Raw genomic sequence first — 13,062 nt, 5'->3', positions numbered from 1 at the left:
CCATGCAGACTGCCGCACCAGCCGATGTGCAGTGGACGGAGCTGGCACTGCCCATCTCCAGCAGCCAGAAAACGCTGGCTTTGCGCCAGTGCCAGCCCGGTGCTGGCGCTGCATTGGCGCAGATTGTGGTGGCACCCGCCATGGGCGTGCTGCAAAGCTACTACCAGAGCTTTGCGCGCTGGCTGGTCGAGCAAGGCTATGGCGTGACCACGTTTGACTACCGGGGCCATGGCCTGTCGCTGCAAGGCCCTTTGCGCGATGCCAAAGCGGATCTGCTGGACTGGGCGCAGGACTGTGAACTGGTGGCCCTGCACATCAAAAAGCAGTTTCCCGGTCAAAGCTTGATCTGGATCGGGCACAGCGTGGGTTCGCAGCTTCCCGGGCTGGCGTCCATTGCATTGCCCATCAACGGTCTGCTGTCCGTAGGCAGCGGCAGCGGTTACTGGCGCGACAACGCTGCGCCTACGCGGCGGCTGGTGCGCCTGTTCTGGTGGGGCATTGCACCGTTGGCCACAGCCTTGTGCGGAGGTTTTCCGGGGCGCAAGCTGGGCATCATTGGCGACCTGCCCGCGGGCGTGCTGTGGCAGTGGCGGCGCTGGTGTCTGAACCCGCACTACGGTATTGGCGTGGAAGGCGAGTGGGCTGCAGACGCCTATGCTGCCGCCCACTACCCGCTGCATGCGCTGTATTTTGACGATGACGAAATGATGTCGCTGGCCAGCGTGCAGTCGCTGGTGGGCTGGTACAGGAACGCGCCCAGCATTCTCGAAAAGGTGAACCCGGCCATCGTCCCCTCGGGGCGCATAGGCCATATGGGGTATTTCCGAGAAGAAATGCGTGAGCTACTGTGGCGGCCACTTTTGCCTTTGCTGCAGCGATGGAGTAGGGGTGACAGAAGCCCTGGCAAACCCTTGTTCGGGCCGCAAGAGTCACCTGCTTGACGGCTTTCATTCCTGGCCTTGCGCAACACTGAGACCTATGACGATAGACAACCATCCTCTTGATCGCGCTGTGGCCCTGGTGGCGACAGGTGTGCCGGGCCAGTACCAGGGGCAAGCCTCCAAGGATTACTGGAATATGGTCGGGCCTTATGGTGGCATCACCGCTGCTGCGCTGGTGCAGGCCATGCTGCAGCATCCGCAATGTCTGGGGGACCCGGTCTCCATCACGGTCAACTACGCAGCAGCTGTGGGTGCCGGTGCATTTGAGATTGATGCCAACCCGGTGCGCACCAACCGTTCTACCCAGCATTGGCTGCTGACAGTCAAGCAGGCCGATGAAGCGGGTGTCATGCAGGTGGTGACCACCGCGACTGCAGTGACGGCAGTGCGCCGCGAAACCTGGAGCTGTACGGACACGCCCATGCCGCAGGCCGGGGCTGCCGCCGATGTTCCGCGTGTGCCAGCGTTGGTGGGGGCTGTGGAGTGGCTCAACCGCTATGAGATGCGTTTTGTCGATGGCATCCTGCCCATGAAGGAAGACGGCGCCGAGCGCGACAGCCAAAGCCTGCTCTGGGTGCGCGACAATCCACCGCGTCCGCTGGACTTTGCATCGTTGGCAGCGGTCTCCGATGTGTTCTTTCCGCGTGTCTGGCTGCGCCGCGCCAAGCGGGTTCCGGCGGGAACCGTTTCCATCACCGTGTACTTTCATGCGGGCCGCGAAGAGCTGGCTGCGGCAGGCACCGGTCTGCTGCTGGCACAGGCCCGTGGTCAGGAATTTCGCAACGGGTTCTTTGACCAGAGCGCGCAGCTGTGGAGCGAATCCGGTGTGATGCTGGCCACCAGCCATCAAATCGTTTACTACAAGGAGTGAGCTGCATTGCAGCTGCTCCATCCCCATTCCTAATCCATCAAGCCCAACTATGAGCGATACCCAACAAGACATCCTCGTGCACACCGAGGAAGGCGTTTGCACCATCACCTTCAACCGTGCCGGCAAGAAGAACTCCTTCACCGAAGCCATGTATAGCGAAATGGCAAGCACCCTGGCAGCCGCCAAGGACGATGCGGCCGTGCGCGTGGTGGTGTTCCAGGGCGACATCGCCATCTTCAGCGCTGGCAACGATATTGGCGACTTTCTCAAGCAGGCCAGCACGCCCGGCTCCATGGGGGCAGATGCACCGGTGTGGCGCTTTCTGCAGGAAGTCTCGGCCTTTCCCAAGCCGCTGATTGCTGCTGTCTGCGGCCCGGCCGTGGGTATTGGCACCACGCTGCTGCTGCATTGCGATCTGGTCTATTGCGGTGACAACGCTGCGTTCTCTCTGCCCTTCATCAACCTGGGTGTGTGCCCCGAAGCGGCTTCCAGTCTGCTGCTGCCCCAGATGCTGGGCTACCACCGTGCCGCAGAAGCGCTGCTGCTGGGCGAGCCCTTCATGGCCGAGGCCGCGCTGGAAGTGGGTCTGGTCAACCGTGTTGTGCCGCCCAGCGAATGCAACACCTTGGCCCAGATGCAGGCCAAGAAGTTGGCGCGCAAGCCGCTGTCTTCGCTGATGGAAACCAAGCGCTTGATGAAGGGTGGTCAGGCTAAGGCCGTGAGTGAGCGCATTGTGCAAGAAGGCGAGGTTTTTGCCCGCATGCTGCGCGAGCCCGCCGCCAAGGAGGCGCTGACTGCGTTTATGGAGAAAAGACACCCCGACTTCAGCAAGTGCTGATCTGAAAGAATCGCCCGCCCGCTCATCCTGGTGGGCATTTTTTTGTCCTCATTCTTTTGCACGCAAGCCTATGACCTCCAGAACGCCTTCTGTTCCTCAGCCCCGCAAGGCCGCGCAAGCCGCCGCCGAGCTGGCGCAGTTTGAGCCCGAATTCATTGCCGGCCTGCGTGAGATCTTTGAAAAGCGCGTGGCCTTCAATCAGACCATTGGCCTGAAGATTGGAGAGATCACGCCCGCGCTGGTGCACGGTCACATCCTCATGCGGCCCGAGCTGATTGGTCATTCGGCCTACCAGCGCATTCATGGCGGGGTCATCAGCGCGGGCCTGGATTCCATGGGTGGGCTGGCCGTCATGGCGGCGATAGCGGCAAGGCATATGGATGAGCCACCGCAGCAGCGTCTGCAGCGTTTCTCAAAGCTCGGAACCATCGATTTGCGCGTGGACTATATGCGGCCCGGCATTGGCAAGGAGTTTGTGTTGACGGCAAAGGTGCTGCGCCTGGGTTCGCGGGTGGCGAATACCCAGATGGAGTTTCTGTCAGCAGATGGGGAATTGCTTTCGACCGGAACGGCGGCCTACATCGTTTCCTGAAAGCGTGAAATGCACACTCCTGAAAAGATAGCTGCTGGCGCTGAATGAGAAAGCGCTATGGCCTTGAAAGTCTTGAAATGGGGGAAGTGGTTGCTTGCAGGAATGCTGCCAAATCTTTCATTCTGTGAGATCAGGCAATGCCTGAAAGTGGATGAAACTTATGAAAGCTTTGCTTACGGTTCTTGCGAGATAAGGGCAAATGTAGGCTGTTTGGCTCTCTAGGATCGGAGTTTTCTGACAAGGAGATTCCCGCCATGGCTGTGCAAAACCCGTTTTTTGGCAAGCGCGATAGCGACAATTTTTCGTCTCGCAGTTCCGTCACTGGATTGACCTCAGGCACGGCCAGCACGGGTAATAGCCTGGCCAGCAGTGGTCTGGGCAGCAATGCATCTCTGCAGAGCAGCAGCCCCTCCGTGCGCGGCGTGCAGGCGCCGCTGCCCGATGCGCAAGAGGCGGGCGGCAGCAAGCTGACTGTGGGCCCCAATATCAAGCTCAAAGGCGTGGAGATCACGGATTGCGACACGCTGGTGGTTGAGGGCACGGTGGAGGCCACCATGAACTCGCGTGTCATCAAGATTGCGGAGAACGGGGCGTTTCATGGCACGGCAGAAATCGATATTGCCGAGATCCATGGCAAGTTCGACGGCACGCTGACGGTGCGTGAAAAGCTGGTGATTTTTGGCTCGGGCAAGGTCAGCGGCAAGATTCGCTATGGCAAGGTGGTCATTGAAGAGGGGGGGGAGCTGACAGGCCAGATCGAAGCCGGAAGCAGCAAGTCTGCAGGCAACTCCGGCAGCGCATGGAGCGGCAAGCCTGCAGGCAGCACTCCGGTGGTGAGCAGCAGCGCCGAGGCTGCGGATTCTCCGGCTGTGGCGTGATGATCGATTGCTGAGATTGCATCGGCCATGAAAAAAGCGACCCATGTGGTCGCTTTGCTTTTGGTGCTGGAGGCAGCGCGTTGGGTCAGCGCTTATGCGCGGGCTGCCTGCGCAGCAATCTTTTCGCGCCAGGCACGGGTTTGCTCCGTATCAGGCAGGCCCTGGGGCTTACCGGATGCATCGATGGCCACATAGGTCAGGCGGGCTTCGGTGACCTTCACATACTTGCCCTGATCGGAAAAGCGCTCGGCAAACACTTCCACGTCCACCGCCACCGAGGTGCGGCCTAGATGCTGCACACCGGCGTAGAAAGACAGAATGTCGCCCACGCGCACGGGCTGCTTGAAGATGAATTCATTCACCGCCACAGTCACCATGCGGGTGTGGCTGATACGCTGGGGCAGCACAGAGCCGGCCAGGTCCACCTGGGCCATGACCCAGCCACCGAAGATGTCGCCATTGGCGTTGACATCGGCAGGCATGGGGACGACTTTGAGCACCAGCTCCTTATCGGCTGGCAGGGCAACGCTGGGAAGGTCGGGTGAACGGGGTGGCATGAGGACTCTGACGCTAAAGAAAACTGTATTTTCTCTCAATCTAGGGTTTCTACCATGTTGCAACCCTAAAAGCCACTTGCGACGCTTCAGGCAAGAAAACAGGAGATAGCGATGCATCGGCATTTATGGTGGGCAAATATGACGGTTTCAGCGCTGGTCAGTGCAGCGCTGGCCGCTTGCAGCAGCCATCCCGCTGACCCTGCTGCAGCGCAGTCGTCTCAAGCCGAGGGGGTGACTGTGCAAGCTGCAGTTCAGCCATCCTGTCACCCTGAACCTCTCACAGGTGCAGCGGCCATGCTGGGGCCTTTTAGCCACATCAACCCCAAGCAAGCGATGACCGCGCAAACGCTGAATGCGCGCGTTTGCTGGGGCGGCGGTTTGCGCACGCTGAAAGCCATCAGCCAAGAGCGGGACTGCATGGTCTTGCTGCAGTTTGAAAACAGTGAAAAAGCAGGCGTGAGCTGGCCGCAGGAGAATCGCTTTTTCAAAGCCTGTGGGCGCGGCCCTTACGACAGGCAGCTGCTGGGGCAGTTCACTCTGGTCTGGGTGAGCGGAAAAGTGACAGGGCAGGCAGAATTCGCGGGTACTCCGATTCCTGTCATAGAAATAGATGCGCTCTACCGTGGCTCCGGCTGCCTGGAGGGCGACACTTCCCCACAATGCGTTCACGACTATCTGCAACCCCTGAAGAAGCCGCAGTAGCGGCCCACCAGTCCGACGGGGCCACGCTGCGCCGTCTTTTTCCGTACATCTGGCAATACAAATGGCATGCGCTGGCCGCACTGCTGTTCATGATCTGCGCCAAGCTGGCCAATGTAGGCGTGCCGATTTTGCTCAAGCATCTGGTGGATGCACTGGATATCAAGTCTGGCGATGCACGTGCTGCGCTGGTGGTGCCCGTGGGGTTGCTGCTGGCCTATGGACTGCTGCGCTTTTCCACCACCATGTTCACGGAGCTGCGGGACCTGGTTTTTTCCAAAGCCACGCAGGGCGCATCGCGCTCGATTGCGTTGACCACGTTTGAGCATCTGCATGCGCTGAGCCTGCGCTTTCATCTGGAGCGCCAGACGGGGGGCATGACCCGCGACATCGAGCGTGGTGTGCGCAGTACCGAATCCCTGATCTCGTATTCGCTGTATTCCATCCTGCCCACGCTGATTGAAATGGCGCTGGTGCTGGGCATTCTGGCTGTGCGCTTTGATGTGTGGTTTGCCATCATCACGCTGGCTGCGCTGGCGTTCTACATCACCTTCACCGTCACGGTAACGGAATGGCGCACGCGCTTTCGCCGCGAAGCTAATGCGCAGGAGTCTGCTGCCCACACCAAGGCCATTGATTCACTGCTGAACTACGAGACCGTCAAGTACTTCAACAACGAGAAATTCGAGTCAGAGCGCTACGACGTCAACCTAGAAAACCTGCGCCGCGTGCGCCTCAAGAGCCAGACCACGCTGTCCATGCTCAATACCGGGCAGCAACTCATCATCGGCACGGCGCTGGTAGCCATTCTGTGGCGTGCCACGCAGGGCGTGGTGGATGGGCGGCTGACGCTGGGCGATCTGGTCATGATCAATGCCTTCATGATTCAGCTCTACATCCCGCTCAATTTCCTGGGCGTGATCTACCGCGAAATCAAGCAGAGCCTGACCGATCTGAACCGCATGTTCACCTTGATGGACAAGGAGCGCGAAGTGGCCGATGCCTCCGGCGCCCAGCCGCTGCAGATCAGCGGTCAGTCGCCCGAAGTGCGCTTTGAAAACGTGCAGTTTGCGTATGACCCGTCCCGCCCCATCCTGAAGGATGTGAGTTTCACGATTCCCGCAGGCAAGACGGTGGCGGTGGTGGGCCCTTCTGGTTCAGGCAAGAGCACACTGGCGCGGCTGCTGTTTCGCTTCTATGACGTGCAGAGCGGCCATGTTCGCATTGGCGGTCAGGACATTCGCGATGTGACGCAAGAGAGCGTGCGCCAGGCCGTGGGCATCGTGCCGCAGGACACGGTGCTGTTCAACGACACGGTGGAATACAACATCGCCTACGGCCAGCCCGGGGCAACACACGAGCAGGTCGTCGCCGCAGCCAAGGCTGCACGCATTCACGACTTCATCGCGGCCACTCCGCAAGGCTACGAAACCCGCGTGGGCGAGCGTGGCCTCAAGCTCTCAGGCGGTGAAAAGCAGCGCGTAGCGATTGCGCGTACCTTGCTCAAAAATCCGCCAATTCTCATTTTTGATGAAGCCACATCGGCCCTGGATAGCGCCAACGAACGCGCCATCCAGAACGAGCTGCGCAGCGCTGCACAGGGCAAGACTTCGCTGGTGATTGCGCACCGTTTATCCACCGTGGTGGAAGCGCATGAAATTCTGGTGATGGAGGCCGGTCACATCATCGAGCGCGGCACGCACGAACAATTGCTGGCTGGCGGTGGACGTTACGCCAGCATGTGGAATATGCAGCGCAATCAAGTAGATGCAGAGTCTGCTGTGAATTGAGCGTATTGGTTGTTTTGAAAGCGCCCTTGAAGCCACCGTGAGGTGGCTTTTTTGATGCAGTCTCAGCTTTGTTATGTATACATCAATGTAGGTGTTTACCCTTTAAAAAATATAAAAACGATATTTTTTTGATTTATATGTATACATTTCGACATCGCTGATTCCCAGGAATACGAGACATGTCACGAAGCATTGCACCGGCTCCAGCCGCAGAAGAAAACCACTCCCAAGTCGTCAAGGCGCAGCTGCAACTGCGCGAGATGATTCTTGCGGGCGAGATGGCTGCTGGTGAGCGTATTTCCGAGCTGGTGCTGGCTGAGCGTCTGGGCATCTCGCGCACACCGATTCGTGCGGCGCTGATGCGTCTGGAGCAGGAGGGCATGCTGGAGGCAACGGCGGGTGGTCGCGGCTACAAGGTGCGCGTGCTTTCCGAGGCCGATGTCTCTGACGCTATTGAGTTGCGTGGAACGCTGGAAGGTCTGGCGGCGCGCATGGCTGCGGAGCGTGGCGTGGAGCAGGCATTGTTGACTCGCGCCTCGCGCTGCCTGGATGCCATTGACCGTGTGCTGGATGCGCAGAAATGGGGCGATGAAGCCTTCTCGAAGTATGTGGCGCTGAACTCCGAGTTTCATGATGTGTTGCTGGAAATGTCGGGCAGCAGCTTCATGCAGCGTGAGCTGGATCGCGTCAAACGCCTGCCATTTGCTTCCCCTTCGGGGTTTGTCGTCGCGGACTCTGAGTCTCCGCGTGCCCTGCGCAGTTTGATCCTGGCGCAGGAGCAGCATCGAGAAGTGATCGATGCCATTGAGCATCGTGAAGGTGCCCGTGCTGAGGCACTGATGAAAGAACACTCACGCATTGCGCGGCGCAATCTGCGCGAAGCCATGCGCTCACCAGAAACCACGCGCATTCCCGGTGCGCAGCTGATTCGCGCCAGCCATTAGCAGTGATGGGGCGCACTGTTGTAGTTGCAGCCTGTGCTTTTGCGCCAAAAGACAGACAAATAGACAGACATAAAGACAAGGAGAGACCCACGATGAACACGCCAAACACCCAAGAGCAGATTTACCCGCGCAATACCTGGTATGTCGCTGCCAGTTCCGCTGAAGTGACAGACAAGCCGCTGGGCCGTCAGATCTGCGGTGAACGCATGGTTTTCTACCGTGCGCTGGAGAACAGGATTGCAGCGGTGGAGGATTTCTGTCCGCACCGTGGTGCCCCTTTGTCTTTGGGCCGTGTGTGCGAAGGCAAGCTGGTTTGTGGCTACCACGGCCTGGAGATGGGCTGCGACGGCAAGACCATTGCCATGCCGGGCCAGCGCGTGCGTGGTTTTCCTGCAATCAAGAGCTACCCCGTGGAGGAGCGCTATGGCTTTATCTGGGTCTGGCCTGGCGATAAAGAAGCCGCAGACCTGGCATTGATCCCGAATCTGCAGTGGCATGACAACCCAGAATGGGCCTATGACGGCGGGCTGTTTCACATCAAGGCCGACTATCGCCTGATGATCGACAACCTCATGGACCTGACCCATGAGACCTATGTGCACTCGACCAGCATCGGCCAGACCGAAATTGACGAGACGCCATGCAAGACCGAAGTCATCGGCGACAGCGAGGTGGTCACCAGCCGCTTCATGGAAAGCATCGAAGCTCCTCCATTTTGGAAAATGGCGCTTCGCTGCAATGGTCTGGCCGACGATGTTCTGGTGGATCGCTGGCAGATCTGCCGCTTCACGCCCCCCAGTCATGTGCTGATTGAAGTGGGGGTGGCGCATGCCGGAAAGGGCGGATACGACGCGGCGGATGAGCACAAGGTCTACAGCATGGTGGTGGACTTCATCACGCCAGAAACCGATGGCAGCATGTGGTACTTCTGGGGCATGGCTCGCAAGTTCAACCCCGGTGATGCATCGGTGACCGAGGCCATCAAGCAGGGCCAGCACAAGATCTTCAGTGAAGACCTGGAAATGCTGGAGCTGCAGCAGCGCAATCTGGCGGACTACCCTGAGCGCCAGTTGCTCAAGCTCAATATCGACGCTGGTGGTGTGCAGTCGCGTCGCGTGATTGAGCGGCTGATTGCGCAGGAGCAGGCGCCTGTACAGCCGCCCGTAGCAGCCATTGCCTGATCTCGCCATGCCTCTGCGCGATTCGCCATTTGTGGCGAATCTTGCGCAGATGGCTTCAGGTGGCGCTATCGCGTTCGCCGCCTGAAGCGTTTCTGTGCCGCTGCGGCGGCTGCTACTTCTCAAATCTGAAATTCATTCGGCTTGCTGGGTGGGCGCAAGCCTGCCCGGAGCCTTCATAAAAACATCGGAGACAACCATGAACACTGACTTTCCATGGAGCCAGAATCCAGGCCTTGACCCAAAGGTGTCTGCATGAGCCAGGACCTGCGCACTGAAATCGACCAAAGGCCCATGACGGTCTTTCAATGGTCTGTCGTAGGCGTCTGCATGGCGCTCAACATGATCGACGGCTTTGATGTTCTGGTGATGGCGTTCACGGCGTCGGCGGTGTCTGCGCACTGGAAGCTCAGCGGCTCCGAGTTGGGCTTTTTGCTCAGTGCTGGACTGTTTGGCATGGCTGCCGGTTCACTGTTGCTGGCCCCCTGGGCTGACAAGCTGGGGCGTCGTCCGCTGATTCTGGCTTGTCTGGCCATTTCGGGTCTGGGCATGATCGCCTCAGCCTGGAGCCAGACGCCAGCTCAACTGGGCGTTCTGCGCGCCGTTACGGGTCTGGGAGTGGGCGGCATTCTGGCCTGTAGCAATGTGATTGCCAGCGAGTACGCATCGCTGCGCTGGCGCAGTCTGGCGGTGACTTTGCAGTCCACCGGGTATGCGCTGGGTGCCAGCATTGGCGGCAGCATTGCTGTGTGGCTGCTGGGGCACCAGGGCTGGCGCTCGGTATTCATGTTTGGCGGTGTTTGCACACTGGTCGTGATGGTGGTGTGCTGGTTCGCCTTGCCCGAATCGCTGGACTTTTTGCAAGGCCGTCGTCCCAAGTCTGCGCTGTCCCGCTTGAACGTCTTGCTGCGCCGTCTGGGAATGGAGCCACTGAAATCTTTGCCCGAGCCCAAGAGTCAGGCGGCGGCGGCCAAGCGTGGCCCGCTGCAACTGTTCTCTGCGGATTTGCGCCGCCCCACGGTGCTGGTCTGGCTTTCGTTTTTCATCGTGATGTTCGGCTTCTACTTCGTCATGAGCTGGACTCCCAAGCTGCTGGCCGCAACGGGTCTGACGGCCGAGCAAGGGGTGACCACGGGTGTGCTGCTGAGTCTGGGGGGCATTCAGGGAGCCATGGTGCTGGGCTTGCTGGCATCGCGCTTTGCCATTCACAAGGCGCTGGCCGTCTTCATGCTCATCACTGCCGCGCTGCTGTGTGTGCTGGTTGCGGGTTCCAAGCAGCTGTGGATGTCGTACAGCCTGGCATTTTGCATAGGCATGTTCTCCAACGGCTGCGTGGCAGGCCTGTATGCCATCGCCCCCATGGTTTATGGCAGTGATGTGCGGGCCACAGGCGTGGGCTGGGGCATTGGCATTGGCCGTATTGGCGCCATCGTTTCGCCGCTGGTGGCTGGCAGCTTGCTGGATGCCGCCTGGTCGCCCAGCCAGCTTTATGTGGGTTATGGCATTGCGTTTGTGCTGGCGGCCGTAGTGGTCAGCCTGCACCGCATTGCCTCGCCCACTTCCAGGACATAAGTGCATGGCCCGCTGGCCATGTGCGCGGTGCCTGAGCTTTTCTTCAAATAAGAGATTCGCATGAACGACAACATCACGATGAATGTGCAGATTGCACGCAAGCAGACCGAAGCGCAGGACATCTGCAGCCTGGAGCTGCGCGCCTTGCCGGGGCAGATACTTCCTGCTTTCAGTGCGGGGGCGCATATCGACGTGCATTTGCCCGGCGGTCTGGTGCGCCAGTATTCGCTGAGCAATGACAGTGCTGAGCAAGATCGCTATGTCATTGCCGTGTTGCGAGAGCAGGCTTCGCGTGGCGGTTCTGCCGCCGTGCATGAGCAGTTGCAGGCGGGGCAGCAAATCACCATCAGTGCGCCGCGCAACCACTTCGCACTGCAAGAAGGTGTGCAAAAGCATTTGTTGCTGGCGGGCGGGATTGGCATCACCCCCATTCTGGCGATGGCCCGCCAACTGGCGCGTGAGCAGGCCGAGTTCGAGCTGCACTACTGCGCCCGCAGCCGTGAGCGCATGGCTTTTGTTGACGAGATTGCTGCCGCCAGCTGGGCGCAGCAACTGAGGCTGCATGTGGATGGGGAGACAGGAAAGCCCGCTCTGAATTTGCCAGCGCTTTTGCAGCCTGTGCAGCCCGGCGTGCATCTGTATGTCTGCGGGCCCAAAGGCTTTATGGATGCCGTGCTGGAGGCCGCCAGGGCCGTAGGCTGGCCTCAGGAGCAGTTGCACTACGAATTCTTTGCCGGTGAAGTGGAGCACCGTGCGGACGATGCAAGCTTTGAAGTGGAAGTGGCCAGCACCGGAAAAGTCGTGCGGGTCACCCCGGAGCAGACGGTGGTGCAGGCGCTGGAATCCATTGGCGTCTGTGTGCAGACATCGTGCGAGCAAGGCGTTTGCGGCACCTGTCTGACACGCGTGATCTCTGGCCAGCCGGACCACCGCGATATGTATCTGACCGAGGAAGAGCAGGCGGCCAATGACCAGTTTCTGCCCTGCTGCTCACGCGCCAAGTCCGGGCGTCTGGTGCTGGATCTGTGAGGCCCGTGTGCTTGTGTCTTGACCATGTCTGCACATGGCTGGCGCGACATGCTCAAAATAGGCGTTTTGCCCTGAGTGCGCGGGGTCAAGGCCCTGCACTGTGTATGCCATGAAGCCAGCCCTGTTAGTTCTGAATCTGCAAGTCCCTGCCCATCTGCAACAGATGGAGCAGAGCTTTCCCGACTTTGATGTGATTTACGCGCCCGAGGCCGATCAGGCCGAGGCCGCAATTGCCGAGCACGGTGCGCGTGTGCAATGTGTGTGCACCATTGGTGCGACGGGTCTGTCGGCTGCGCAGATGCAGCGCATGCCCAAGCTTTCTCTGGTTTGCGCCATGGGGGCGGGCTACGAGAACATTGACGTGGCCTATGCCAAGGCGCACGGCATTGCGGTGGGCAACGGCGTTGGCACCAACGATGAATGCGTGGCCGACCACGCCATGGGCCTGCTGATTGCCGCTGTGCGTGGCATCGTCAAGCTGGACAAGGCCACGCGTGCCGGCATCTGGCGCTCGGCCATGCCGCTGCCGCCCAATGTTTCGGGCAAGCGACTGGGCATCGTGGGGCTGGGCCAGATTGGCGCCAAGATCGCCAAGCGCGCTGCGGCGTTTGATATGCCCATTGGTTATCACAATCGCAAGCCCAAAGAGGGCGTCAGCCATCAGTACTTTGAAGACTTGCTGGCGCTGGCCACCTGGGCCGATGTGCTGCTGGTAGCCACGCCTGGAGGCACGGGCACCAAGCACCTGATTAACGCGGAAGTGCTGAATGCGCTGGGCGAAAAAGGCGTGCTGGTGAACATTGCTCGCGGCTCGGTTGTGGACACACATGCGCTGGCCGAAGCCGTGCGCGCAGGCCGAGTGGCCGGTGCCGGGCTGGACGTTTACGAAAGCGAACCGCTGCCGCCGCAAGAGCTGATGGATCTGGACTCCGTGGTGCTGACGCCCCATGTGGGCGGCTGGTCGCCCGAGGCGGTGCAGAACTCGGTGGACCGTTTCATCGCCAATATGCGCTGCCGTCTGGATGGCAAACCGCTGGTGTCGCCCATCTGAGTGCAACAAAATAGGTAGCTGTTTGCGCTTGATAAATAAAGAAATGAGTATGTTTTGATGTTGAAGTCATTGCATATCAAGCGCAACAAGCTTTGAAATTCATAGCAAGAAAAAATCCCCGC

At 59.6% G+C, this 13,062-nt stretch carries 12 protein-coding genes and 1 pseudogene; 12 read left to right on the top strand and 1 reads right to left on the bottom strand.

Translation table 11 applies throughout. The annotated features are described in order from the left end of the window. The first annotated feature begins 2 nt into the window (after window positions 1-2). The 5 genes from JDW18_RS19065 to JDW18_RS19045 all read left to right on the top strand — a co-directional run bounded on the left by JDW18_RS19065 (window position 3) and on the right by JDW18_RS19045 (window position 4,120). A complete protein-coding gene (locus tag JDW18_RS19065; RefSeq protein ID WP_218241151.1) occupies window positions 3-941 on the top strand; it encodes an alpha/beta hydrolase family protein in 939 nt (312 codons plus the stop codon). 37 nt (window positions 942-978) lie between these two features. After that, complete coding sequence (locus JDW18_RS19060; RefSeq protein WP_218241150.1) at window positions 979-1,812, top strand: acyl-CoA thioesterase; 834 nt, start codon at window positions 979-981, stop codon at window positions 1,810-1,812. Window positions 1,813-1,861: 49 nt separating this feature from the next. Then, entirely contained in the window at window positions 1,862-2,650 is a 789-nt protein-coding gene (locus tag JDW18_RS19055) for an enoyl-CoA hydratase (RefSeq protein ID WP_218241149.1), read from the top strand. Window positions 2,651-2,720: 70 nt separating this feature from the next. Then, on the top strand, window positions 2,721-3,242 hold the full coding sequence (locus JDW18_RS19050; protein ID WP_246610084.1) for a thioesterase family protein: 522 nt from the start codon (window positions 2,721-2,723) through the stop codon (window positions 3,240-3,242). Between the two features lie 254 nt (window positions 3,243-3,496). After that, window positions 3,497-4,120 (top strand): bactofilin family protein, encoded by a 624-nt coding sequence (locus JDW18_RS19045; RefSeq protein WP_218241148.1) that lies wholly within the window; start codon window positions 3,497-3,499, stop codon window positions 4,118-4,120. Between the two features lie 92 nt (window positions 4,121-4,212). Here the strand turns inward: JDW18_RS19045 and JDW18_RS19040 are convergent, their stop codons facing one another. Next, a complete protein-coding gene (locus JDW18_RS19040; protein WP_218241147.1) occupies window positions 4,213-4,677 on the bottom strand; it encodes an acyl-CoA thioesterase in 465 nt (154 codons plus the stop codon). 138 nt (window positions 4,678-4,815) lie between these two features. Here JDW18_RS19040 and JDW18_RS22705 point away from each other — a divergent pair, with 138 nt between their 5' ends. The 7 genes and pseudogenes from JDW18_RS22705 to JDW18_RS19005 all read left to right on the top strand — a co-directional run bounded on the left by JDW18_RS22705 (window position 4,816) and on the right by JDW18_RS19005 (window position 12,940). Beyond that, on the top strand, window positions 4,816-5,379 hold the full coding sequence (locus JDW18_RS22705; RefSeq protein ID WP_246610082.1) for a hypothetical protein: 564 nt from the start codon (window positions 4,816-4,818) through the stop codon (window positions 5,377-5,379). After that, window positions 5,337-7,166 (top strand): ABCB family ABC transporter ATP-binding protein/permease, encoded by a 1,830-nt coding sequence (locus JDW18_RS19030; protein ID WP_218241146.1) that lies wholly within the window; start codon window positions 5,337-5,339, stop codon window positions 7,164-7,166. The genes JDW18_RS22705 and JDW18_RS19030 overlap by 43 nt, the downstream gene beginning before the upstream one ends. Window positions 7,167-7,345: 179 nt before the next feature. Continuing rightward, window positions 7,346-7,957: pseudogene (locus JDW18_RS19025) on the top strand (GntR family transcriptional regulator); the annotation flags it as partial. Between the two features lie 245 nt (window positions 7,958-8,202). Next, window positions 8,203-9,291, top strand: a complete 1,089-nt coding sequence (locus JDW18_RS19020) for an aromatic ring-hydroxylating oxygenase subunit alpha (RefSeq protein WP_218241144.1) — start codon at window positions 8,203-8,205, stop codon at window positions 9,289-9,291. A gap of 252 nt (window positions 9,292-9,543) precedes the next feature. Beyond that, window positions 9,544-10,860: an MFS transporter gene (locus tag JDW18_RS19015; RefSeq protein ID WP_218241143.1), complete on the top strand. Its 1,317-nt coding sequence runs from the start codon at window positions 9,544-9,546 to the stop codon at window positions 10,858-10,860. Window positions 10,861-10,920: 60 nt separating this feature from the next. After that, entirely contained in the window at window positions 10,921-11,889 is a 969-nt protein-coding gene (locus tag JDW18_RS19010; protein ID WP_218241142.1) for a PDR/VanB family oxidoreductase, read from the top strand. 109 nt (window positions 11,890-11,998) lie between these two features. Further along, window positions 11,999-12,940, top strand: coding sequence for a 2-hydroxyacid dehydrogenase (locus JDW18_RS19005; protein WP_218241141.1), 942 nt, complete (start codon window positions 11,999-12,001; stop codon window positions 12,938-12,940). The last annotated feature ends 122 nt before the right edge of the window (window positions 12,941-13,062 follow it).

Source organism: Comamonas fluminis (assembly GCF_019186805.1).
Classification (GTDB): Bacteria; Pseudomonadota; Gammaproteobacteria; order Burkholderiales; family Burkholderiaceae_C; genus Comamonas; species Comamonas fluminis.
The sequence above is the reverse complement of the archived record's forward strand: the minus strand, read 5'-3'. Positions and strand labels throughout refer to the sequence as shown.